Genomic DNA, 22,795 nt, shown 5'->3' on the forward strand with positions numbered 1-22,795 from the left:
GTGGCTTAACGAGGAAAAAGACGTATGTGCGGTATTGTCGGTATCGCCGGTGTTATGCCGGTTAACCAGTCGATTTATGATGCCTTAACGGTGCTTCAGCATCGCGGTCAGGATGCCGCCGGCATCATCACCATTGATGCCAATAACTGCTTCCGTTTGCGTAAAGCGAACGGGCTGGTGAGCGATGTCTTCGAAGCTCGCCATATGCAGCGTTTGCAGGGCAATATGGGCATTGGTCATGTGCGTTACCCCACGGCTGGTAGCTCCAGCGCCTCTGAAGCGCAGCCGTTTTACGTTAACTCCCCGTATGGCATCACGCTTGCCCACAACGGCAATCTGACCAACGCTCATGAGTTGCGTAAAAAACTGTTTGAAGAAAAACGCCGCCACATCAACACCACTTCCGACTCGGAAATTCTGCTTAATATCTTCGCCAGCGAGCTGGACAACTTCCGCCACTACCCGCTGGAAGCCGACAACATCTTCGCCGCCATCGCCGCTACAAACCGCTTAATCCGCGGTGCGTATGCCTGTGTGGCGATGATTATCGGCCACGGTATGGTGGCTTTCCGCGATCCTAACGGTATTCGTCCGCTGGTACTGGGGAAACGTGATATCGACGACAATCGCACAGAATATATGGTCGCTTCCGAAAGCGTTGCGCTCGATACCCTGGGCTTTGATTTCCTGCGTGACGTCGCGCCGGGTGAAGCGATTTACATCACTGAAGAAGGGCAGTTGTTTACCCGTCAGTGCGCTGACAACCCGGTCAGCAATCCGTGCCTGTTCGAGTATGTTTACTTTGCCCGTCCGGACTCGTTCATCGACAAAATTTCCGTTTACAGCGCGCGTGTGAATATGGGCACCAAGCTGGGCGAGAAAATTGCTCGCGAATGGGAAGATCTGGATATCGACGTGGTGATCCCAATTCCGGAAACCTCTTGTGATATCGCGCTGGAAATCGCGCGTATTCTGGGCAAACCGTACCGCCAGGGCTTTGTGAAAAACCGCTATGTTGGCCGCACCTTCATTATGCCTGGCCAGCAGCTGCGTCGTAAGTCCGTGCGCCGTAAACTGAACGCCAACCGCGCTGAATTCCGCGATAAAAACGTCCTGCTGGTCGATGACTCCATCGTGCGTGGTACCACTTCTGAGCAGATTATCGAGATGGCGCGTGAAGCCGGAGCGAAGAAAGTTTACCTCGCTTCTGCGGCACCGGAAATTCGCTTCCCGAACGTTTACGGTATCGATATGCCGAGCGCCACGGAACTGATCGCTCACGGTCGCGAAGTAGATGAAATTCGCCAGATCATCGGTGCTGACGGGTTGATTTTCCAGGACCTCAACGATTTGATCGAAGCCGTTCGCGCTGAAAACCCGGATATCCAGCAGTTTGAATGCTCGGTGTTCAACGGCGTCTACGTCACCAAAGATGTTGATCAGGGCTACCTCGATTTTCTCGATACTTTACGTAATGACGACGCCAAAGCAGTGCAACGTCAGAACGAAGTGGAAAATCTCGAAATGCATAACGAAGGATGATGCCTTCGCTCAGGGTGCCGGTCTGGCACCCTGACTTGCAACTCCCGCCGAAATCCTGCAAAGTCTGCCTGCAAGTCTGACAGGGCAACTATTTATGAAACGACTTATTGTGGGCATCAGCGGTGCCAGCGGTGCGATTTATGGCGTGCGTTTATTACAGGTTCTGCGTGATGTCGCAGATGTTGAAACGCATCTGGTAATGAGCCAGGCCGCGCGCCAGACCTTATCTCTTGAAACGGATTTTTCCCTGCGCGAAGTGCAGGCGTTAGCTGATGTGACGCACGATGCGCGCGATATTGCCGCCACCATCTCTTCTGGTTCTTTCCAGACGTTGGGGATGGTGATTTTACCCTGTTCAATCAAAACCCTGTCCGGCATTGTGCATAGCTATACGGATGGCTTACTGACCCGTGCGGCAGATGTGGTGCTGAAAGAGCGTCGCCCGCTGGTGCTCTGCGTGCGTGAAACACCGTTGCACTTAGGCCACCTGCGTTTAATGACTCAGGCGGCAGAAATCGGTGCGGTAATTATGCCTCCCGTTCCGGCATTTTATCATCGCCCACAATCCCTTGATGATGTGATAAATCAGACGGTTAACCGTGTACTCGATCAATTCGCCATAACGCTTCCTGAAGATCTCTTTGCCCGCTGGCAGGGCGCATAACCTCATTGTTGCCCTGTTTCAGGGCAATTTTGCAACCGCGATCAAATCCTCAACATTTTGTTTCTGCCATTCAATCGAAACGCTGCGATTCAACCGCTATACCTGCTATCTTCAACTTCAGGACAATAATGCAACGTCTTGTTAACATATTTAACGTTGAATGTTACTGTTGTCGTCAAGATGGCATAAGACCTGCATGAACGAGCCTGCAAACACACAACACAATACACAACATAAAAAAAGCCATTTCACTTGAGGGTTATGTATGAAGAAGTCGATTCTCGCTCTGTCTTTGTTAGTCGGGATTTCTGCAGCAGCTTCCAGCTACGCGGCGCTGCCGGAGACGGTACGTATCGGAACGGATACCACCTATGCACCGTTCTCATCGAAAGATGCCAAAGGTGACTTTGTTGGCTTTGATATCGATCTCGGTAACGAGATGTGCAAACGGATGCAGGTGAAATGTACCTGGGTTGCCAGTGACTTTGACGCGCTGATCCCCTCACTGAAAGCGAAAAAGATCGACGCCATTATTTCGTCGCTCTCCATTACGGATAAACGTCAGCAGGAGATTGCCTTCTCCGACAAACTGTACGCCGCAGACTCTCGTCTGATTGCTGCCAAAGGTTCACCGATTCAGCCAACGCTGGATTCACTGAAAGGTAAACATGTTGGTGTGCTGCAGGGATCAACCCAGGAAGCGTATGCCAATGATAACTGGCGTAGCAAAGGCGTGGATGTGGTGGCCTATGCTAACCAGGATTTGGTCTATTCCGATCTGGCTGCAGGACGCCTGGATGCCGCTCTGCAAGATGAGGTTGCTGCCAGCGAAGGTTTCCTCAAGCAACCTGCCGGTAAAGATTTCGCTTTTGCAGGCCCTTCAGTGAAAGACAAAAAATACTTCGGTGACGGCACCGGTGTCGGGCTACGTAAAGATGATGCTGAACTGACGGCTGCGTTTAATAAGGCGCTTGGCGAGCTGCGTCAGGACGGTACCTACGACAAGATGGCGAAAAAGTATTTCGACTTTAATGTCTACGGTGACTGATACGTCGCAGGGAAGCTGTACCTGATGGAATGATCATCATGGTGCACGCCAGGTTGTTGCACTATCGTGGTGCATTAAAATGCATACTTAAGCATTTTTAATGAAAAATAATACGTCTAACGGGGCGGGATATTTTGCCTTGATGGTCAATTTTATGGCACGATAAGTGTAACAAACCTGTAAATATTCCCTATAAAAAGACTGTCAGTTGAGGACATTATGAAAAAACTGGTGCTATCGCTCTCTCTGGTTCTGGCCTTCTCCAGCGCAACGGCGGCGTTTGCTGCGATTCCGCAAAACATCCGCATCGGTACCGATCCGACCTATGCGCCATTTGAATCAAAAAATTCACAAGGTGAACTGGTTGGCTTCGACATCGATCTGGCGAAGGAGTTGTGCAAACGCATCAATACGCAATGTACGTTTGTCGAAAACCCACTGGATGCGTTAATCCCATCCTTAAAAGCGAAGAAGATTGACGCCATCATGTCATCGCTTTCCATTACGGAAAAACGTCAGCAAGAAATAGCCTTCACCGACAAACTGTACGCTGCCGACTCTCGTCTGGTAGTGGCGAAAAATTCCGACATTCAGCCGACAGTCGAGTCGCTGAAAGGCAAGCGCGTAGGCGTATTGCAGGGCACCACCCAGGAGACGTTCGGTAACGAACACTGGGCACCAAAAGGCATTGAAATCGTCTCTTATCAGGGGCAGGACAACATTTATTCTGACCTGACTGCCGGACGTATTGATGCCGCATTCCAGGATGAGGTCGCCGCCAGCGAAGGTTTCCTCAAACAACCCGTTGGTAAAGATTACAAATTCGGTGGCCCGTCTGTTAAAGATGAAAAACTGTTTGGCGTAGGTACCGGCATGGGTCTGCGTAAAGAAGATAACGAATTGCGCGAGGCACTGAACAAAGCCTTTGCCGAAATGCGCGCTGACGGTACTTACGAGAAATTAGCGAAAAAGTACTTCGATTTTGATGTTTATGGTGGTTAATCGCCATCGGTGAAAGAAAGCCCGCTCCCTTCGGGTAACCGGAGGGAGACAAGAGGCGGTAATTCACCACACACGACAGGACAGGCAGCATGTTGTATGGGTTTTCAGGTGTTATTTTACAGGGTGCGCTCGTCACGCTGGAGCTGGCGATCAGCTCTGTAGTGCTCGCTGTAATCATCGGTTTAATTGGCGCTGGCGGTAAGCTCTCGCAAAATCGGTTTTCGGGGCTGATTTTCGAAGGGTATACCACGCTGATTCGTGGCGTGCCGGATTTAGTGTTGATGCTGCTGATTTTCTACGGTTTGCAGATTGCGCTAAACACGGTGACGGAGGCGATGGGCGTCGGGCAGATTGATATCGATCCGATGGTCGCAGGTATTATCACTCTCGGTTTTATCTACGGTGCTTACTTCACCGAAACGTTTCGTGGCGCGTTTATGGCAGTGCCAAAAGGGCATATAGAGGCGGCAACGGCGTTCGGTTTTACTCGTGGGCAAGTGTTTCGGCGGATTATGTTTCCGGCGATGATGCGTTACGCCCTGCCAGGCATTGGCAACAACTGGCAGGTGATCCTCAAATCTACCGCTCTGGTTTCGTTACTCGGCCTGGAAGATGTGGTCAAAGCCACGCAGCTGGCAGGCAAAAGTACCTGGGAACCGTTCTATTTCGCCATCGTTTGTGGCGTGATTTACCTGGTTTTCACCACCGTTTCCAATGGTGTGCTGCTGTTCCTTGAGCGCCGCTACTCCGTGGGTGTGAAGAGGGCTGACCTGTGATCGAAATCTTACATGAATACTGGAAACCACTGCTGTGGACCGACGGTTATCGCTTTACTGGCGTGGCGATCACCCTGTGGCTGCTGATTTTGTCGGTAGTGATAGGCGGAGTCCTGGCGCTGTTTCTGGCGATTGGTCGCGTCTCAAGTAATAAATACATCCAGTTTCCAATCTGGTTATTTACGTATATTTTTCGCGGTACACCGCTGTATGTTCAATTGCTGGTGTTCTATTCCGGCATGTACACGCTGGAGATTGTTAAGGGTACCGAGTTCCTTAACGCCTTTTTCCGCAGTGGCCTGAATTGTACTGTGCTGGCGCTGACGCTTAACACCTGTGCTTACACCACCGAGATTTTTGCCGGAGCAATCCGTTCGGTACCGCACGGAGAAATTGAAGCCGCCAGAGCCTATGGCTTTTCGACCTTTAAAATGTATCGCTGCATTATTTTGCCTTCAGCGCTGCGTATTGCGTTACCGGCCTACAGCAATGAAGTAATCCTGATGCTGCACTCTACTGCGCTGGCGTTTACGGCCACGGTGCCGGATCTGCTGAAAATAGCCCGTGATATTAACGCCGCCACGTATCAACCTTTTACCGCTTTCGGTATCGCCGCGGTGCTCTATTTAATCATCTCTTATGTCCTGATCAGTCTGTTCCGCAAAGCGGAAAAACGCTGGTTGCAGCATGTGAAACCTTCTTCAACGCACTGAGAATACGATGTCCGAGAATAAATTAAACGTTATCGATTTGCACAAACGCTACGGCGAACACGAAGTGCTGAAAGGGGTCTCACTGCAAGCGAATGCCGGTGATGTCATAAGTATCATCGGATCGTCGGGATCGGGGAAAAGTACCTTTCTGCGCTGCATTAACTTCCTCGAAAAACCGAGCGAAGGATCGATCGTCGTTAACGGCCAGACGATCAATCTGGTGCGCGATAAAGACGGTCAACTCAAAGTCGCCGATAAAAATCAGCTGCGCTTACTGCGCACACGCCTGACGATGGTATTCCAGCACTTCAATCTCTGGAGCCATATGACGGTGCTGGAAAACGTCATGGAAGCGCCGATTCAGGTGTTAGGCCTGAGCAAGCAGGAAGCGCGCGAGCGGGCGGTGAAGTATCTGGCGAAAGTCGGGATAGACGAACGTGCGCAGGGGAAATACCCGGTGCATCTGTCCGGTGGTCAGCAACAGCGTGTTTCTATCGCGCGGGCGCTGGCAATGGAACCGGAAGTTCTGCTGTTTGATGAACCTACCTCGGCGCTCGATCCTGAACTGGTAGGCGAAGTGCTGCGTATTATGCAGCAACTGGCAGAAGAGGGAAAAACCATGGTGGTGGTGACTCACGAAATGGGCTTTGCTCGCCATGTTTCTACTCACGTCATTTTTCTCCATCAGGGGAAAATAGAGGAAGAAGGCGCGCCGGAGCAGTTATTTGGCAACCCGCAAAGCCCTCGTCTGCAACAGTTCCTTAAGGGATCGCTGAAATAATTCCCTCTCCGGTGGCTAACGCTGCCGGAGTATTTCATGGGGAATTTGCGAGTCCGCTTCCGCTGAAATGTAAAAGTTGCAGTCCGCTAAAAATACTTCTGAATTCGCTGTCCAAAGATAAAAACTGCCTGCTGCATTGGGTGTAAATCGTGGTTATTGTCGCGTCATCTTAAATTTGAGGGGTGACGGAACGCCATGACAATATCGACAACTTCCACGCCGCATGATGCGGTATTTAAATCTTTTTTACGCCATCCAGACACCGCGCGGGATTTTATTGATATTCATCTTCCCGCGCCGCTGCGCAAACTGTGTGATTTAACGACGCTCAAACTGGAACCAAACAGTTTTATTGATGAAGATCTGCGGCAATATTATTCCGACCTCTTGTGGTCTGTGAAAACGCAGGAGGGAGCGGGTTATATTTATGTGGTGATAGAGCACCAAAGTAAGCCGGAGGAATTAATGGCTTTTCGCATGATGCGCTATTCCATCGCGGCGATGCAAAACCATCTGGATGCAGGCTATAAAGAGCTTCCATTGGTGATCCCAATGCTGTTTTATCATGGTTGCAGAAGTCCTTATCCTTATTCACTCTGCTGGCTTGATGAATTTGCCGAGCCTGCGATAGCCCGCAAAATATATTCATCGGCTTTTCCGCTGGTGGATATTACCGTGGTGCCGGATGACGAGATTATGCAACATCGCAAAATGGCGCTGTTGGAGTTAATTCAGAAACATATTCGTCAGCGCGATCTGTTGGGATTAGTCGACCAGATTGTTTCGCTGCTAGTTACAGGGAACACTAATGACAGACAGCTAAAAGCCCTGTTTAATTACGTATTACAAACGGGAGATGCCCAGCGTTTCCGTGCATTTATTGGTGAGATAACAGAACGCGCACCACAAGAAAAGGAGAAACTGATGACCATTGCTGACAGATTACGTGAAGAAGGCGCAATGCAGGGCAAACACGAAGAAGCTCTGCGTATTGCTCAGGAGATGCTGGAGAGAGGTTTAGACAGAGAATTAGTTCTGATGGTGACCCGACTTTCGGCAGACGATCTTATCGCGCAAAGCCACTAATCCTGTAACACCGGGAATTAACTGGCGGATGTTTGCAGTACACCACATCAGTGAACAACATCCGCCAGCGCCTCTTCTAAATCGTACCAGCGAAACGCAAAACCCGCTTCTTCCAGCCTTTTGGGCAAAGCCCGTTGTCCACCTAATACCAGTACTGAAGATTCGCCCATTAACAGCCGAATGGCGGTCGCAGGGACGCGCAAAATGGCCGGACGATGCAGTGCATGACCGAGCGCATGGGCAAATTGTTCATTGCGTACCGGGTAGGGCGAAACCATATTAAACGGCCCGCGCAGCTCGTTATCCAGCAGCCAGAGAATACCGTTGACCATATCATCGATATGAATCCAGGCCAGATACTGCCGACCGGAGCCAATCGGCCCGCCCAGGCCAAGACGAAACGGCGGCAGCATTTTACCGAGGATCCCGCCGTCCGGTGCCAGCACCACGCCGGTACGCAGCAGGCACACACGTGTTTTGTCGCTTTGCGCCCGACAGGCAATCTCTTCCCAACGAGCGCAGAGTTTGTGGGTAAATTCGTTATGCGGCGGTTCCTCTTCAGTAACCACCACTTCACCTAAGTCGCCATAATAGCCCGTTGCCGAACCGGAAATGAGTACCGACGGCGGCGTGTCGCTGGCATTAATCAAATCGACCAGTTTTTGCGTGATATTCCAGCGGCTTTGGCAGAGACGCTCTTTTTGCTCGTGAGTCCAGCGTTTATCAGCAATCGGTTCTCCGGCCAGGTTGATTACCGCATCAACGCCGTTGAGGTTACTTTGATCGGCAAGCCCTTGCCATAGTGTCACCCGGGGGCCGAGAACGGAACTGGCTTTCTGCGGGTTACGCGTCACTACCGTGATTTGATGGCCCAGATCCAGCAAACGCGGAATCAAATGGCGACCAATTAATCCCGTCCCTCCGGTGATCACTATCTTCATGCAGCCTCCCGATATGGCGGTTAACGCTGCCAGCTTAAGGTCATGGATACCGAATCAGCGTAGCGCAGCGCGTGCAGTTTATCGATCTCTACTTCAGCATACGTTACCCAGTGATGTTCACGTGCGATATCGAGCACATCCTGAGTTAATTTCTCCAGCAAAGAGAAACGGTTATTCTCTACGTGCTGAATAATGTTTTTCGTTACGGTGCGATAATTCAGCGCATCGTTGATATCTTCGCTGGTGCGCGCTTTATCGGCGGGGTAGTGGATCGTCACGTTGATAACTATATCCTGACGGTTGTTAATTTCTTCTTCCTTAATTCCGATAAACGTACGTAAACGAAGGTTCTTTATACGAATAATAGCGGCAGGTTGTGCCATTGCAGGTTCTCCGTTGTTTTACTTAGGATTAAATAATACACGAGAACCTGTTTCTGTTAACTATCCGAACGCTCATCACTGAGTTGTGCTTTTAGCAGTGCCTGCCCGGTGGCAGGGCGCGAACGGATCCGCTCATGCCAGTTCTTAACTGCAGGATACATTGCGAGGTCAATGCGCTGGCGAGTCCAGGCATTAACCCACGGCCAGCAGGCAATATCCGCAATGCTGTAGTTTTCTCCGCCCAACCAGGGCGAGTTTTCCAGCCGCTTGTTCAGCACGTGATACAGACGCTGAGTTTCAACTTGATAACGTTCAATAGCGTAAGGAATGGTTTGTGGTGCAGCGTGATTAAAATGATGATTTTGCCCAAGCATCGGCCCCAGCCCGCCTACCTGCCAGAATAGCCACTGTAATGTGGTGGCGCGTTCACGCATTTCATGACTTAAAAAGAGTCCCGTTTTCTCCGCCAGATACAACAATATGGCCCCGGACTCAAAGAGGCTTAACGGTTCGCCGCCATCGGCTGGGGAATGATCAACAATTGCCGGAATTTTGTTGTTAGGCGAAATGCGCAAAAATTCCGGGCGAAACTGGCCACCTTTCCCCAGGTCTACCTTAATCAAGCGATAATCCTGTACTGCTTCTTCGAGAAACAACGTAATTTTGTGACCATTTGGCGTCGGGGCGAAATAGAGATCGATCATTGCAGCTCCGGTTGTCTAATCATCTGAACACCACAAGTATAGAAAGCGCGGCGACTTGCGTGAGTATTCGTCAAGTGACAGTGACAAAAAGGCTCTATAGTTTGATAGTTAGCCCCCCCTTTATTGCCGAGGACATAATGAGTAAACCCGCTATCACGCTTTGGTCAGATGCCCATTTTTTCTCCCCTTATGTGTTATCCGCCTGGGTGGCGTTGCAGGAAAAAGGCCTGTCGTTTCATATCAAGACCATCGACCTCGACAGCGGTGAACATTTGCAGCCGACGTGGCAAGGTTACGGACAGACGCGCCGTGTGCCGTTATTACAAATCGATGATTTTGAGTTGAGTGAATCTTCTGCCATTGCGGAGTATCTGGAAGATCGTTTTGCGCCACCGACCTGGGAACGTATTTATCCGCTTGATATAGAAAATCGTGCGCGTGCACGACAGATTCAGGCCTGGCTGCGCAGCGATCTGGTGCCCATCCGCGAAGAGCGCCCTACGGATGTTGTCTTTGCGGGGGCGAAAAAAGCGCCACTGACGGCGCAGGGAAAAGCCAGTACAGAGAAGCTGTTCGCGATGGCAGAACATTTGTTAGCACTTGGTCAGCCGAATTTATTTGGTGAATGGTGCATTGCCGATACGGATCTGGCACTAATGATTAACCGCCTGGTACTACATGGCGATGAGGTGCCAGAACGCCTGGTGGATTATGCGACATTCCAGTGGCAGCGAGCCTCTGTCCAGCGTTTTATTGCACTTTCGGCGAAGCAATCTGGCTGATAGCAACGACAGAATCCAGTATCATAGCTTACGTTTTTTCGACGAGGAGTGAGTGATGAAACTGATGTTTGCATCGGACATTCATGGGTCGTTACCGGCGACGGAACGTGTTCTGGAGTTGTTTGCCCAAAGCGGTGCCCAGTGGCTGGTGATCCTTGGCGACGTGTTGAATCACGGCCCGCGTAATGCTTTACCGGAGGGTTACGCGCCAGCCAAAGTCGCTGAACGGCTTAATGACGTGGCACATAAGGTTATCGCTGTGCGCGGCAACTGCGACAGCGAAGTGGATCAAATGCTTTTGCATTTCCCGATAACCGCGCCGTGGCAACAGGTATTACTGGAAAAACAACGTCTGTTTTTGACGCATGGTCATCTTTTTGGCCCGGAAAATCTGCCTGCTTTAAACCAGAACGATGTGCTGGTTTACGGTCATACCCATCTGCCAGTGGCAGAACAGCGGGGGGAGATATTCCACTTCAACCCCGGCTCGGTGAGTATTCCGAAAGGCGGTAATCCGGCGAGTTATGGCATGCTGGATAATGACGTACTGAGTGTAATCGCACTCAATGATCAAAGTATCATTGCGCAGGTCGCGATTAATCCGTAATTTACCCACAACTCAAAATGCGCCGTAAGAGCGCCAGAAAAAGAAGGTTTCCTGATAATGGAACAGCGTCGTTTGGCAAGTACTGAATGGGTGGATATTGTCAATGAAGAGAATGAAGTCATTGCACAAGCCAGCCGGGAACAAATGCGGGCACAGTGTCTGCGTCATCGTGCAACTTACATCGTCGTGCATGATGGCATGGGCAAAATTCTGGTCCAGCGTCGTACCGAGACAAAAGACTTTTTACCCGGCATGTTAGATGCGACCGCAGGCGGTGTGGTCCAGGCCGATGAGCAACTGCTGGAGTCCGCGCGTCGCGAAGCGGAAGAAGAGTTGGGCATTGCCGGTGTCCCCTTTGCCGAGCACGGGCAGTTCTATTTCGAAGATAAAAATTGCCGTGTCTGGGGCGCGTTGTTCAGTTGTGTATCGCACGGTCCCTTCGCCCTACAGGAAGATGAAGTCAGTGAAGTTTGCTGGCTGACGCCGGAAGAAATCACCGCACGCTGCGATGAGTTCACTCCAGACTCGCTGAAAGCGCTGGCGTTGTGGATGAAGCGCAATGCCAAAAATGAAGCCGTAGAGACTGAAACGGCAGAATGAAAAAAGAGCCGCAATTGCGGCTCTTAACATTTTTAGTGGTAGCCCATCAACTGAGCACCGATAACCACGACGCTGGACATAATAAACAGCAGTCCAAGCAGTGTCGCGCCCACCTTCAGCCAGTTACGGAAGTCCACCCGACAAACACCGAGCGTTGCCATTAACGAAGCTGAGGTCGGGTAAATGATGTGACTGAAGCCATCACCAAACTGGAACGCCAGCACGGTAACCTGACGGTTAACACCGACCAGATCGCCAAGCGGTGCCAGTAACGGCATGGTTAACGCCGCCTGACCAGAACCGGATGTCACGAAGAAATTAAATATCGCCTGGAAGAGCAACATAAACCAGGCTGCAACTGCGTTATCCAGACCGCTAATGGCATTGGCAATGCTGTTTAGAATGGTATTTAACACACTGGCATCACCTGCTTCACCGTTACCGACCAGCAACAAAATCCCTTTGGCGAAACCCACCAGTAGGGCAGGGGCGATCATCATTCGCGCCCCTTCGGTGAAGGATGATGCCATGGTATTAACCGTCATACCGTTTAGGCGGAAAACAACGCCGATGATGCCAATTACTAGCCCCATCGTGAAGAACTGGCTGGCTATTTCTGGAATAAACCAGGCATTGACGATAACGCCCCAAATTACCCAGATCATGACGGCGGTTAAAACAATCAATACCAGCCAGTCACCAAAGGTAAATGGACGCTGTTCTACATCCGCCTGTTTTTCGCGGAAGAAACGATCGGACTCATGAACGCGTGACAACAGCGGATTCTTTTTCACCCGCGAGGCGTACACCATAGTGAAGACCAGACCAATCAGAGTAGAGATTACCCATACCACGATGCGCAAACCGGAGCCAGAAAGCACCGGAACACCAGCGATCCCCTGAGCAACAACCACACAAAACGGGTTCATCCACGAACTGGCAAAACCGATTTGCGTGGCGATATAAGTCACCAGGACGGTGGTAATACTGTCATAGCCCAGCCGGACCATTAGCGGTGCGATGATAATGGCAAAGGCGACGGCCTCTTCCCCCATACCAAATACCGCGCCGCCAAGTGAAAAGAGAATAAACAAGGCAGGGATAAAGAGAATTTCATTCCCGCGTGTATGCCGAATAAGTGCCAGGATGCCGTTATCAATGGTTCCTGTACGCATCACGATGCCAAACGCGCCGCCAATCACCAGCATAAACATGATGATGCCAACGGCTGTCCCGTATTTCGATCCTGAGGTTAATCCTTCAAACGGGAAATTCATCAGGCCCGGGCGTTCATCGCCCGTCGAGAACAGTTGCACGCGGTGATACTCAGGTTCGCCCGCCTCGTTAGTCAGAATGCGAAATGAGTGCGGATCTACGACTTTGCGTGTTTTTGTTTGACCATCAACCTGATACTGCACTTCCTGACTGTCAAACATCCCCACCGGAACTACCCTGGTGGCAAGGCTGGTTAAAATAGCAACAAAAAAGATAATCACCAGCGTATCGGGCATTGCCCATCTTCTGGTTGGTTTGGATTCAGTGATTGCGGACATAGCGCAGATATTCCCTTGCACAAAACAAAGTGGTAAGTATGCAAAGTGAGATGGCGCAATTCATTGATGCAGCGCAGTTAAGCAAGATAATCAGAAAGGATTAATGCAATTTAAGAGAATAAAAAACCGGAAATAGTGACTATTTCCGGTTCAGGTATCCGCAGCGCAAAGCTGCGGATGATGACGAGATTACTGCTGCTGTGCAGACTGAATCGCAGTCAGCGCGATGGTGTAGACGATATCGTCAACCAGTGCGCCACGGGACAGATCGTTAACCGGCTTGCGCATACCCTGCAGCATCGGCCCGATGGAGATCAGATCGGCAGAACGTTGTACCGCTTTGTAAGTGGTGTTACCGGTGTTCAGATCCGGGAAGATGAACACGGTAGCGCGACCAGCAACCGGAGAATTCGGCGCTTTGGATTTCGCAACGTCAGCCATTACCGCAGCGTCGTACTGCAGCGGACCGTCGATCATCAGGTCAGGACGTTTTTCCTGCGCCAGACGAGTTGCCTCGCGAACTTTCTCTACGTCGCTACCTGCACCAGAAGTACCGGTGGAGTAGGAGAGCATTGCAACGCGCGGTTCGATGCCGAAGGCCGCGGCGGAATCAGCGGACTGAATCGCGATTTCTGCCAGCTGTTCTGCGGTCGGATCCGGGTTGATCGCACAGTCACCGTAAACGTAAACCTGTTCCGGCAGCAGCATAAAGAACACGGAAGATACCAGGGAGCTACCCGGTGCAGTTTTGATCAGCTGCAGCGGCGGACGAATGGTGTTTGCGGTGGTGTGAACAGCACCGGAAACCAGACCGTCAACTTCATCCTGCTCCAGCATCAGCGTACCGAGAACCACGTTGTCTTCCAGCTGTTCGCGGGCAACGGTTTCGGTCATGCCTTTGTTCTTACGCAGTTCAACCAGGCGGCCAACATAGCTTTCGCGAACCACTTCTGGATCGACAATTTCAATGCCAGCACCCAGTTCTACGCCCTGAGATGCTGCAACGCGGTTGATCTCAGCCGGGTTACCCAGCAGTACGCAAGTTGCGATACCACGTTCAGCACAGATAGCGGCTGCTTTAACGGTACGCGGTTCGTCGCCTTCCGGCAGCACGATACGTTTGCCCGCTTTGCGCGCCAGTTCGGTCAGCTGATAACGGAAGGCTGGCGGAGACAGACGACGGCTGCGCTCAGAGGTGGCAGTCAGAGAGTCAATCCAGTCAGCGTTGATGTAGTTAGCAACGTATTCCTGAACTTTCTCGATACGCTCGTGATCGTCAACCGGAACTTCGAGGTTGAAGCTCTGCAGGCTCAGAGAAGTCTGCCAGGTGTTGGTATTCACCATAAATACCGGCAGGCCGGTAGCGAAAGCACGTTCGCACAGTTTGGAAATGCGCGCGTCCATTTCGTAGCCGCCAGTCAGCAGCAGGGCACCGATTTCTACGCCGTTCATGGCAGCCAGGCAAGCTGCAACCAGTACGTCAGGACGGTCTGCGGAAGTTACCAGCAGAGAACCGGCACGGAAGTGCTCCAGCATGTGCGGAATGCTGCGTGCGCAGAAAGTGACAGATTTCACGCGACGAGTGTTGATATCACCTTCGTTGATGATGGTGGCGTTCAGGTGGCGAGCCATATCGATCGCACGGGTCGCGATCAGATCAAAGCTCCACGGCACCGCGCCGAGAACCGGCAGCGGGCTGGATTCTTGCAGCTTCGCCGGATCAACATTGTTTACTTTTGCTTTGGAAGAGTCGTCGAAAATCTCGGACAGATCCGGGCGAGTACGACCCTGTTCATCAACCGGTGCGTTCAGTTTGTTAACGATAACGCCAGTGATGTTGGTGTTTTTTGCACCACCGAAGCTGTTGCGAGTCAGTTCGATACGCTCTTTCAGCTGTTCCGGGGTGTCAGTGCCCTGAGACATAACGAAGACGATTTCCGCGTTCAGCGTTTTAGCAATTTCGTAGTTCAGAGACTGGGCAAACTGATGCTTACGTGTCGGGACCAGACCTTCAACCAGAACGACTTCAGCGTCTTTGGTGTTAGCGTGGTAGTTCGCGACGATCTCTTCCATCAGCACATCTTTCTGATTGCTGGAAAGCAGACCTTCAACGTAGCTCATTTTCAGCGGTTCAGCGGCTGTCGTGGTGGAAGAGTTCGCACGCACGATAGTCGTGGTCTGATCGGGCGCATCGCCACCGGTACGCGGCTGAGCGATAGGTTTGAAAACGCTCAGACGAACGCCTTTGCGTTCCATTGCACGGATCACGCCAAGGCTGACGCTGGTCAGACCGACGCTGGTTCCGGTAGGGATCAGCATAATAATACGGGACACGGTTTATCCTCTTTCGTTACCGCCGGTTTGGCGGGTTACAAAACAGCACCGCCAGCTGAGCTGGCGGTGTGGAATCAGGCGGTCAAGCGGCAGGCGTCTTGCGCGATAACCAGCTCTTCGTTGGTCGGAATCACAACAGCAGGGCGGGTGCCTTCTTTGTTGATGAAACCAGATTTGCCGAAACGTGCAGCCAGGTTGCGCTCATGATCAACTTCAAAGCCCAGCACGCCCAGTTTGCCCAGAGACAGTTCACGAACCATCGCGGCATTTTCACCGATACCACCGGTGAATACAACAGCGTCCAGACGACCATCCATCAGCGCGGTGTAGGCACCGATGTATTTCGCCAGACGGTGGCAGTAAACGTCCATTGCGCGCTTCGCGTCTTCTTTTGTCGCGTAGTTGTCTTCAACATAACGGCAGTCGCTGGTGACTTCGGTCAGACCCAGCAGGCCAGACTCTTTGGTCAGCATTTTGTTGATTGCGTCAACGCTCATGCCCAGAGTGTCGTGCAGGTGGAAGATGATCGCAGGATCGATATCGCCAGAGCGAGTACCCATTACCAGACCTTCCAGCGGGGTCAGACCCATAGAGGTGTCAACGCATTTACCGTTGCGGATAGCAGAAACGGAACCACCGTTACCCAGGTGGCAGGTGATGATGTTCAGCTCTTCTACCGGTTTGTTCAGCATTTTTGCCGCTTCCTGGGTTACATAGAAGTGGCTGGTGCCGTGCGCGCCGTAACGACGGATGCCATGCTCTTTGTACAGGTTGTACGGCAGGGCGTAGAGGTAAGACTCTTCCGGCATAGTCTGGTGGAACGCGGTGTCAAATACAGCAACGTTTTTGTCTTTCAGCTGAGGGAAAGATTTCAGTGCTTCTTCGATACCGATCAGGTGAGCCGGGTTGTGCAGCGGTGCAAAAGAAGCTGCATCTTTGATACCCTGAATAACAGACTCATCGATCACTACGGAGCTGGTATACTTTTCGCCGCCGTGTACGATACGGTGACCGATAGCGGTCAGCTGCGCAGACAGTTCTGGTTTTTGTGCCAGAATAGTATTAACGATAAAGTTGAGCGCTTCGCTGTGAGCGGCGCCTGCACCTAAAGCCGCTTCCTGTTTATTGCCGTCCATTTTCCATTTGATACGTGCTTCGGGCAGGTGGAAACATTCGGCTAAACCAGAAAGGTACTCTTCACCATTCACTGCATCGATGATTGCAAATTTCAGTGAAGAACTACCGCAGTTCAGAACCAGTACTAACTTACTCGACATGGAAGTACCTATAATTGATACGTGGCTAAAAAAACGTCAGGGAGCCATAGAGCGTAGCGCATGATGACACTGACATTTATGATTAACATCATGCACTGCAAATTTTTTTTGCATGATGGAAGAAATATCTTGAGTCTATGCCATTTTGCGTAATTTTCAGCCAATGGCATAATGTATATGAATTTGACGACTCAATGAATATGTACTACTTAGGCCTTCAGGCTGCTAAAGGATACCTGATAGTGGGTATGGAAGACAAAATGTTTTGAACGTTGTCCCGCTGAGTTGTGAATTTGCACAAATTTTTGAATCTTTATATGTGAAGTTGAGGTGAAGCATGTCAACGCCGGATAATCGTTCTGTTAATTTTTTTAGCTTGTTTCGCCGGGGACAGCATTACTCAAAGACGTGGCCGCTGGAAAAACGCCTTGCCCCGGTCTTTGTCGAAAATCGCGTTATCAAGATGACGCGCTATGCGATCCGTTTTATGCCGCCAATCGCCGTATTTACTCTCTGCTGGCAGATTGCCCTGGGCGGTCAGCTGGGCCCGGCAGTTGCCACTGCGCTGTTCGCCTTAAGTTTACCCATGCAAGGACTATGGTGGCTGGGCAAGCGTTCTGTAACGCCATTACCTCCTGCAATCCTTAACTGGTTTTATGAAGTTCGCGGTAAATTGCAAGAGTCTGGACAGGTGTTGGCACCCGTTGAAGGCAAGCCTGATTACCAGGCATTAGCTGACACGCTTAAGCGCGCCTTCAAACAACTGGATAAAACTTTCCTTGATGATTTGTAATTGACCCCTGATTACGCATATAAAAGAAGGCATACTCAGCCTTCTTTTTTTTCACCGTAGTAGAGTGATACAGGAGTCAACAATGGAAATGACCAACGCGCAACGTCTTATTTTGTCTAACCAGTACAAAATGATGACTATGCTTGATCCGGCAAATGCTGAACGTTACCGTCGCCTGCAAACAATCATTGAGCGTGGTTATGGATTACAGATGCGTGAACTGGATCGCGAGTTTGGCGAGCTGAAAGAAGAAACCTGCCGCACTATCATCGACATTATGGAGATGTATCATGCGTTGCATGTTTCCTGGTCTAATTTGCAGGACCAGCAATCCATCGATGAACGTCGTGTCACCTTCCTTGGCTTTGACGCCGCCACTGAAGCACGTTACCTCGGTTATGTGCGCTTTATGGTTAACGTGGAGGGGCGCTATACCCATTTTGACGCCGGAACTCACGGTTTTAACGCCCAGACGCCAATGTGGGAAAAATATCAGCGTATGCTTAATGTGTGGCATGCCTGCCCGCGTCAGTACCATCTGAGTGCTAACGAAATTAATCAAATTATCAACGCCTGAGGAGGCCCATGTGCGGTGCAAAGGTTTTCTGTTTGATCTTGATGGAACGCTGGTGGACTCCCTGCCTGCGGTAGAACGGGCGTGGAGCAACTGGGCCAGACGTCATGGGTTAGCGCCGGAAGAGGTGCTGGCTTTCATTCACGGTAAACAGGCCATCACCTCTTTGCGCCATTTTATGGTGGGCAAATCCGAGGCAGACATTGCTGCCGAATTTACGCGTCTGGAGCAAATCGAGGCCACGGAAACCGAAGGTATTACCGCACTTCCGGGGGCAGTCGCTTTACTCAATCATCTGAATAAAGTGGGGATTCCATGGGCCATTGTGACGTCTGGCTCCATGCCCGTAGCGCGAGCGCGCCACAAAATAGCCGGACTTCCCGCGCCAGAGGTGTTTGTGACCGCTGAGCGGGTGAAGCGCGGAAAACCAGAGCCTGATGCGTATCTCTTAGGCGCGCAATTGTTGGGGCTTGCGCCGCAAGAGTGTGTGGTGGTGGAAGATGCTCCCGCTGGCGTGCTTTCCGGCCTGGCCGCGGGTTGCCATGTGATTGCAGTTAACGCTCCGACAGATACCCCGCGCCTGAATGAGGTCGATTTGGTCCTCCACAGTCTGGAGCAAATTACTGTGACCAAACAGCCAAATGGCGATGTTATTATTCAGTGAAACACCTGATCATGATTTAGCCCCGTCTCGTCGGGGCTTTTTTATGGCAGAATCAAGTCATCCCCCTCAATTAACAAGGATAAGTTGTGAACGGTGAATTGATTTGGGTTCTTTCATTACTGGCCGTTGCCATCGTCTTGTTTGCGACGGGCAGAGTGCGTATGGATGCGGTCGCTTTGTTTGTTATTGTCGCGTTTGCATTAAGCGGAACGCTGACGGTCCCCGAAGTATTTTCCGGCTTTTCCGATCCTAACGTTGTCCTGATTGCCGCCTTGTTCATTATTGGCGATGGTTTGGTCCGTACCGGTGTTGCCACCGTAATGGGGACATGGCTGGTCAAAGTGGCAGGCAACAGTGAAATCAAAATGTTGGTTTTGTTGATGCTGACCGTCGCGGGGCTTGGCGCGTTTATGAGTTCAACCGGCGTTGTCGCTATCTTTATTCCCGTGGTGTTAAGCGTTGCCATGCGTATGCAAACGTCGCCGTCGCGCCTGATGATGCCGTTAAGTTTTGCCGGGCTGATAAGCGGCATGATGACGCTGGTGGCGACGCCGCCGAACCTGGTAGTCAACAGTGAATTGCTGCGTGAAGGCTATCATGGTTTTAGTTTCTTTAGCGTAACACCTATTGGCCTGGTCGTGCTGGTGCTGGGTATTTTGTATATGTTAGTGATGCGTTTCATGCTGAAAGGGGATACCCAGACCCCACAGCGCGAAGGCTGGACGCGTCGAACCTTTCGCGATCTTATCCGTGAATATCGACTGACCGGGCGTGCGCGTCGTCTGGCTATTCGCCCCGGTTCGCCAATGATTGGTCAACGGCTGGACGATCTCAAATTACGTGAGCGTTATGGCGCTAACGTCATCGGTGTTGAACGCTGGCGTCGTTTTCGTCGCGTTATCGTGAATGTTAACGGGGTTTCTGAATTTCGCGCGCGTGACGTTTTACTTATTGATATGTCTGCGGCTGATGTCGATCTCCGGCAATTCTGTAGTGAGCAATTGCTGGAGCCGATGGTACTGCGCGGCGAGTATTTTTCTGATCAAGCCCTTGATGTGGGCATGGCAGAGATTTCATTAATTCCTGAGTCAGAACTTATTGGCAAATCGGTGCGCGAAATTGGTTTTCGTACCCGTTACGGACTGAATGTGGTGGGGCTAAAGCGCAATGGCGTGGCGCTGGAAGGTTCGCTGGCGGATGAGCCTCTGCTGCTGGGCGATATCATTCTGGTTGTGGGTAACTGGAAACTGATTGGTATGCTGGCAAAACAGGGGCGTGACTTTGTGGCGCTGAACTTACCAGAAGAAGTGAGTGAAGCATCGCCAGCACACAGTCAGGCACCTCATGCCATTTTTTGCCTGGTGTTGATGGTAGCGTTAATGCTTACCGATGAAATCCCTAATCCTGTTGCCGCTATCATCGCCTGCCTGCTGATGGGGAAATTCCGTTGTATCGATGCTGAAAGCGCCTATAAATCCATTCACTGGCCGAGCATTATTTTGATCGTTGGGATGATGCCGTTTGCTGTGGCATTACAGAAAACGGGAGGTGTCGCGCTGGCGGTGAAAGGGTTGATGGACATTGGCGGCGGTTACGGGCCACATATGATGCTGGGTTGTTTGTTTGTCTTGTCGGCGGTTATTGGGCTATTTATCTCAAATACCGCGACGGCGGTGTTGATGGCTCCGATTGCGCTGGCTGCTGCCAAAACGATGGGTGTGTCGCCTTATCCATTTGCGATGGTCGTGGCGATGGCAGCATCCGCCGCCTTTATGACACCGGTTTCTTCACCTGTTAACACACTGGTTTTAGGCCCGGGAAATTACAGCTTCAGTGACTTTGTGAAGTTGGGGGTACCGTTCACCATTATCGTGATGGCGGTTTGTGTGGTGATGATCCCGATGCTGTTTCCGTTTTGACAAGAGCCTGATGTCGCATCCGGCGCTTATTGCCTGATGCGACGCAGACTCCGGCTGCTTACAGCGGTGAATCCTGGCTAATCTCATCGAGCGAAAGATGGAAGCTGGGAACAAAGACTTCCATGAAGTAGTCCATCTCCTAGCTGCGGCGCGCTTCAAGCGTCGCTTCCAGTCGCGTTTTTGCCAGCAAGAATTCATTATTTCCCGCCGCGAGTTCTTCCAGACATTTCAGATATGCACACAGTGCATCTGCCTGTTTCACCAGAGATTTCTCTTCATCGCTGTATGCATGCTCGTCAATTAACGGCGCAAAGATATCCCTCAGCTCTTCCGGAACCATATCGACCAGTTTTTGCTGAGCGATTTTTTCAATAGCCTTGTATTCCTGAGCGATTTGCGAATTGAAGTATTTCACCGGAGTAGGGAGATCGCCGGTGAGAACTTCTGAGACATCGTGGTACATCGCCAGTAAAGCGATACGTTCGGCGTTGACATTACCGCCAAATTTACGATTTTTGATAGCTGCCAGCGCATGGGCGACCATCGCTACCTGCAAACTGTGTTCGGACACATTTTCCGTCCGCACGTTGCGCATTAGTGGCCAGCGGTTAATGAGTTTCAGGCGGGAGAGATGGGCAAAAAAATGGCTCTGTTTCATAGTGACCTTACGTATGATGACATCATCAGGTCATTGTGGCGGGATAACACTGCCGGATGCAATCTCCGGCAGTGAAATTAAGATTACAGCTGATGATAACCAGAAAGGAAACGCGCGAACTTACTCAAAGACAGCTCGATATCATCAACACGTGGTAGCGTGACAATGCGGAAGTGATCCGGCCACGGCCAGTTGAATGCTGTCCCTTGAACCAGCAGGACTTTTTCCTGCAACAGGAAATCCAGCACCATTTTCTGGTCGTCGTGAATGTTAAAGCGTTTAGCGTCGATTTTCGGGAACATGTACAGCGCACCGCGCGGTTTCACGCAGGAAACGCCCGGAATATCGTTGATCAATTCCCACGCACGGTTACGCTGTTCATAAAGACGCCCGCCGGGTGTAATAAATTCACTGATGCTCTGATAACCGCCCAGCGCGGTTTGAATGGCGTGTTGCGCAGGAACGTTAGCACACAGGCGCATCGAAGCCAGCATTTCCAGACCTTCGATGTAACCTTTAGCGTGTTTTTTCGGCCCGTTCAGCACCATCCAACCCTGACGGAAGCCCGCAACGCGGTACGTTTTCGACAGTCCGTTAAAGGTTATGGTTAGCAGGTCTGGTGCCATCGCGGCAATTGAGTGATGCTCGGCGTCGTCATAGAGAATTTTGTCGTAAATTTCATCGGCGAAGATAATGAGATTATGCTGACGCGCAATCTCCACTATCTCCATTAAAAGCTCTTTGGAATATACCGCGCCGGTTGGGTTATTTGGGTTGATAATAACGATCCCACGCGTACGAGGCGTAATTTTAGCGCGAATATCATCAAGGTCCGGGAACCAGTCAGAGGATTCATCGCAAAGATAATGCACCGCTTTACCGCTGGAGAGCGAAACCGCTGCGGTCCATAGTGGGTAATCAGGTGCAGGAACCAACATTTCGTCCCCGCTGTTCAGCAATGCCTGCATTGCCTGAACGATAAGCTCCGATACACCATTGCCGATGTAAATATCTTCCACGGTAACATCACGCATGCCACGAGCCTGGTAGTGCTGCATGATGGCTTTACGCGCGGAGTAAAGCCCTTTGGAATCGCAATACCCTTGAGCGGTAGGCAGGTTGCGAATCACGTCAACGAGGATTTCATCTGGCGCGTCAAAACCGAACGGGGCAGGGTTGCCGATGTTCAGTTTCAGTACCTTGTTACCTTCTTCTTCCAGGCGTTTTGCTTCTTTCAGCACCGGACCACGGATGTCGTAACAGACATTCTCTAATTTGCTGGATTTTTCAATGGGGGACATGAATCTTGACCTTTTTTGCTGTTATCGCCACTCCCTGCCGTGGAAGTCAGCTTAGAACAATGTACTCCCCCAGGACGGCGTTTTGAAGGTCTG

Annotated in this window: 22 protein-coding genes and 1 pseudogene; 15 read left to right on the forward strand and 8 right to left on the reverse strand. The window is 51.1% G+C overall.

Features of this window, described 5'->3' with window-relative positions:
* Positions 1-24 precede the first annotated feature (24 nt).
* The 8 genes from purF (at position 25) to rpnB (ending at position 7,612) form a co-directional block, all read left to right on the forward strand.
* Complete coding sequence (gene purF, locus BEB42_RS19245; protein WP_000334212.1) at positions 25-1,542, forward strand: amidophosphoribosyltransferase; 1,518 nt, start codon at positions 25-27, stop codon at positions 1,540-1,542.
* Between the two features lie 94 nt (positions 1,543-1,636).
* Positions 1,637-2,206 carry a flavin prenyltransferase UbiX gene (ubiX, locus tag BEB42_RS19250; RefSeq protein WP_000825694.1) on the forward strand — a complete coding sequence of 190 codons (570 nt, stop codon included), beginning with the start codon at positions 1,637-1,639 and terminating at the stop codon, positions 2,204-2,206.
* A gap of 265 nt (positions 2,207-2,471) precedes the next feature.
* Positions 2,472-3,254: a lysine/arginine/ornithine ABC transporter substrate-binding protein ArgT gene (argT, locus tag BEB42_RS19255; protein WP_000748235.1), complete on the forward strand. Its 783-nt coding sequence runs from the start codon at positions 2,472-2,474 to the stop codon at positions 3,252-3,254.
* Positions 3,255-3,473: 219 nt separating this feature from the next.
* Positions 3,474-4,256, forward strand: coding sequence for a histidine ABC transporter substrate-binding protein HisJ (gene hisJ / locus BEB42_RS19260; protein WP_000737621.1), 783 nt, complete (start codon positions 3,474-3,476; stop codon positions 4,254-4,256).
* A gap of 89 nt (positions 4,257-4,345) precedes the next feature.
* A complete protein-coding gene (gene hisQ, locus BEB42_RS19265) occupies positions 4,346-5,032 on the forward strand; it encodes a histidine ABC transporter permease HisQ (protein WP_000965505.1) in 687 nt (228 codons plus the stop codon).
* The gene (locus BEB42_RS19270; protein ID WP_000569957.1) at positions 5,029-5,745 is read left to right on the forward strand and encodes an ABC transporter permease; all 717 of its coding nucleotides are present in this window, start codon (positions 5,029-5,031) and stop codon (positions 5,743-5,745) included. Before hisQ ends, BEB42_RS19270 begins: the two co-directional genes overlap by 4 nt.
* A 7-nt stretch (positions 5,746-5,752) precedes the next feature.
* Positions 5,753-6,526 carry a histidine ABC transporter ATP-binding protein HisP gene (hisP, locus tag BEB42_RS19275; RefSeq protein ID WP_001293612.1) on the forward strand — a complete coding sequence of 258 codons (774 nt, stop codon included), beginning with the start codon at positions 5,753-5,755 and terminating at the stop codon, positions 6,524-6,526.
* A 195-nt stretch (positions 6,527-6,721) separates the two neighbouring features.
* Entirely contained in the window at positions 6,722-7,612 is an 891-nt protein-coding gene (rpnB, locus tag BEB42_RS19280; RefSeq protein WP_000156127.1) for a recombination-promoting nuclease RpnB, read from the forward strand.
* A 47-nt stretch (positions 7,613-7,659) separates the two neighbouring features.
* Here the strand turns inward: rpnB and BEB42_RS19285 are convergent, their stop codons facing one another.
* Genes BEB42_RS19285 through yfcG form a run of 3 tightly spaced genes read right to left on the reverse strand, consistent with a single transcriptional unit; the run spans position 7,660 to position 9,640 of the window.
* Positions 7,660-8,553 (reverse strand): TIGR01777 family oxidoreductase, encoded by an 894-nt coding sequence (locus BEB42_RS19285; protein ID WP_000706595.1) that lies wholly within the window; start codon positions 8,551-8,553, stop codon positions 7,660-7,662.
* 20 nt (positions 8,554-8,573) lie between these two features.
* Positions 8,574-8,936 (reverse strand): dihydroneopterin triphosphate 2'-epimerase, encoded by a 363-nt coding sequence (gene folX, locus BEB42_RS19290; protein WP_000068457.1) that lies wholly within the window; start codon positions 8,934-8,936, stop codon positions 8,574-8,576.
* Between the two features lie 56 nt (positions 8,937-8,992).
* On the reverse strand, positions 8,993-9,640 hold the full coding sequence (yfcG, locus tag BEB42_RS19295) for a GSH-dependent disulfide bond oxidoreductase (RefSeq protein WP_000566508.1): 648 nt from the start codon (positions 9,638-9,640) through the stop codon (positions 8,993-8,995).
* Positions 9,641-9,777: 137 nt separating this feature from the next.
* Here yfcG and yfcF point away from each other — a divergent pair, with 137 nt between their 5' ends.
* Genes yfcF through yfcD form a run of 3 tightly spaced genes read left to right on the forward strand, consistent with a single transcriptional unit; the run spans position 9,778 to position 11,629 of the window.
* Positions 9,778-10,422 (forward strand): glutathione transferase, encoded by a 645-nt coding sequence (yfcF, locus tag BEB42_RS19300; protein ID WP_000042435.1) that lies wholly within the window; start codon positions 9,778-9,780, stop codon positions 10,420-10,422.
* Between the two features lie 55 nt (positions 10,423-10,477).
* Positions 10,478-11,029, forward strand: a complete 552-nt coding sequence (gene yfcE, locus BEB42_RS19305) for a phosphodiesterase (RefSeq protein WP_001353067.1) — start codon at positions 10,478-10,480, stop codon at positions 11,027-11,029.
* Between the two features lie 57 nt (positions 11,030-11,086).
* The gene (gene yfcD / locus BEB42_RS19310) at positions 11,087-11,629 is read left to right on the forward strand and encodes an NUDIX hydrolase YfcD (protein ID WP_000437935.1); all 543 of its coding nucleotides are present in this window, start codon (positions 11,087-11,089) and stop codon (positions 11,627-11,629) included.
* A gap of 32 nt (positions 11,630-11,661) precedes the next feature.
* Here yfcD and yfcC read toward each other — a convergent pair whose 3' ends face one another.
* The 3 genes from yfcC to ackA form a co-directional block, all read right to left on the reverse strand.
* Complete coding sequence (yfcC, locus tag BEB42_RS19315) at positions 11,662-13,182, reverse strand: putative basic amino acid antiporter YfcC (RefSeq protein WP_001274479.1); 1,521 nt, start codon at positions 13,180-13,182, stop codon at positions 11,662-11,664.
* A 189-nt stretch (positions 13,183-13,371) separates the two neighbouring features.
* Positions 13,372-15,516 carry a phosphate acetyltransferase gene (gene pta, locus BEB42_RS19320; RefSeq protein ID WP_000086716.1) on the reverse strand — a complete coding sequence of 715 codons (2,145 nt, stop codon included), beginning with the start codon at positions 15,514-15,516 and terminating at the stop codon, positions 13,372-13,374.
* Between the two features lie 74 nt (positions 15,517-15,590).
* On the reverse strand, positions 15,591-16,793 hold the full coding sequence (ackA, locus tag BEB42_RS19325; RefSeq protein WP_000095712.1) for an acetate kinase: 1,203 nt from the start codon (positions 16,791-16,793) through the stop codon (positions 15,591-15,593).
* Between the two features lie 337 nt (positions 16,794-17,130).
* Between ackA and yfbV the strand changes: the two genes are divergently transcribed.
* The 4 genes from yfbV (at position 17,131) to BEB42_RS19345 (ending at position 20,743) form a co-directional block, all read left to right on the forward strand.
* On the forward strand, positions 17,131-17,586 hold the full coding sequence (yfbV, locus tag BEB42_RS19330) for a terminus macrodomain insulation protein YfbV (protein WP_000106627.1): 456 nt from the start codon (positions 17,131-17,133) through the stop codon (positions 17,584-17,586).
* Between the two features lie 82 nt (positions 17,587-17,668).
* Positions 17,669-18,163, forward strand: coding sequence for a YfbU family protein (locus BEB42_RS19335; protein WP_000426124.1), 495 nt, complete (start codon positions 17,669-17,671; stop codon positions 18,161-18,163).
* Between the two features lie 10 nt (positions 18,164-18,173).
* Positions 18,174-18,824, forward strand: coding sequence for a hexitol phosphatase HxpA (hxpA, locus tag BEB42_RS19340; protein ID WP_001203412.1), 651 nt, complete (start codon positions 18,174-18,176; stop codon positions 18,822-18,824).
* An 86-nt stretch (positions 18,825-18,910) separates the two neighbouring features.
* Entirely contained in the window at positions 18,911-20,743 is a 1,833-nt protein-coding gene (locus BEB42_RS19345) for an SLC13 family permease (protein WP_001012899.1), read from the forward strand.
* A gap of 58 nt (positions 20,744-20,801) precedes the next feature.
* Here the strand turns inward: BEB42_RS19345 and yfbR are convergent.
* Positions 20,802-21,401 (reverse strand): annotated as a pseudogene (gene yfbR / locus BEB42_RS19350) (5'-deoxynucleotidase).
* Positions 21,402-21,484: 83 nt separating this feature from the next.
* On the reverse strand, positions 21,485-22,702 hold the full coding sequence (gene alaA, locus BEB42_RS19355) for an alanine transaminase AlaA (protein ID WP_000074523.1): 1,218 nt from the start codon (positions 22,700-22,702) through the stop codon (positions 21,485-21,487).
* Positions 22,703-22,795: the final 93 nt, after the last annotated feature.

It is taken from the genome of Escherichia sp. MOD1-EC5990 (assembly GCF_002965285.1).
Lineage (GTDB): Bacteria > Pseudomonadota > Gammaproteobacteria > Enterobacterales > Enterobacteriaceae > Escherichia > Escherichia coli_F.

Excerpts from the sequence above, each read along its gene's own strand:
- purF (WP_000334212.1), top strand. The coding sequence starts at position 25 with ATGTGCGGTATTGTCGGTATCGCCGGTGTTATGCCGGTTAACCAGTCG.
- ubiX (WP_000825694.1), top strand. The coding sequence starts at position 1,637 with ATGAAACGACTTATTGTGGGCATCAGCGGTGCCAGCGGTGCGATTTAT.
- argT (WP_000748235.1), top strand. The coding sequence starts at position 2,472 with ATGAAGAAGTCGATTCTCGCTCTGTCTTTGTTAGTCGGGATTTCTGCA.
- hisJ (WP_000737621.1), top strand. The coding sequence starts at position 3,474 with ATGAAAAAACTGGTGCTATCGCTCTCTCTGGTTCTGGCCTTCTCCAGC.
- hisQ (WP_000965505.1), top strand. The coding sequence starts at position 4,346 with ATGTTGTATGGGTTTTCAGGTGTTATTTTACAGGGTGCGCTCGTCACG.
- hisP (WP_001293612.1), top strand. The coding sequence starts at position 5,753 with ATGTCCGAGAATAAATTAAACGTTATCGATTTGCACAAACGCTACGGC.
- rpnB (WP_000156127.1), top strand. The coding sequence starts at position 6,722 with ATGACAATATCGACAACTTCCACGCCGCATGATGCGGTATTTAAATCT.
- BEB42_RS19285 (WP_000706595.1), bottom strand. The coding sequence starts at position 8,553 with ATGAAGATAGTGATCACCGGAGGGACGGGATTAATTGGTCGCCATTTG.
- folX (WP_000068457.1), bottom strand. The coding sequence starts at position 8,936 with ATGGCACAACCTGCCGCTATTATTCGTATAAAGAACCTTCGTTTACGT.
- yfcG (WP_000566508.1), bottom strand. The coding sequence starts at position 9,640 with ATGATCGATCTCTATTTCGCCCCGACGCCAAATGGTCACAAAATTACG.
- yfcF (WP_000042435.1), top strand. The coding sequence starts at position 9,778 with ATGAGTAAACCCGCTATCACGCTTTGGTCAGATGCCCATTTTTTCTCC.
- yfcE (WP_001353067.1), top strand. The coding sequence starts at position 10,478 with ATGAAACTGATGTTTGCATCGGACATTCATGGGTCGTTACCGGCGACG.
- yfcD (WP_000437935.1), top strand. The coding sequence starts at position 11,087 with ATGGAACAGCGTCGTTTGGCAAGTACTGAATGGGTGGATATTGTCAAT.
- yfcC (WP_001274479.1), bottom strand. The coding sequence starts at position 13,182 with ATGTCCGCAATCACTGAATCCAAACCAACCAGAAGATGGGCAATGCCC.
- ackA (WP_000095712.1), bottom strand. The coding sequence starts at position 16,793 with ATGTCGAGTAAGTTAGTACTGGTTCTGAACTGCGGTAGTTCTTCACTG.
- yfbV (WP_000106627.1), top strand. The coding sequence starts at position 17,131 with ATGTCAACGCCGGATAATCGTTCTGTTAATTTTTTTAGCTTGTTTCGC.
- BEB42_RS19335 (WP_000426124.1), top strand. The coding sequence starts at position 17,669 with ATGGAAATGACCAACGCGCAACGTCTTATTTTGTCTAACCAGTACAAA.
- alaA (WP_000074523.1), bottom strand. The coding sequence starts at position 22,702 with ATGTCCCCCATTGAAAAATCCAGCAAATTAGAGAATGTCTGTTACGAC.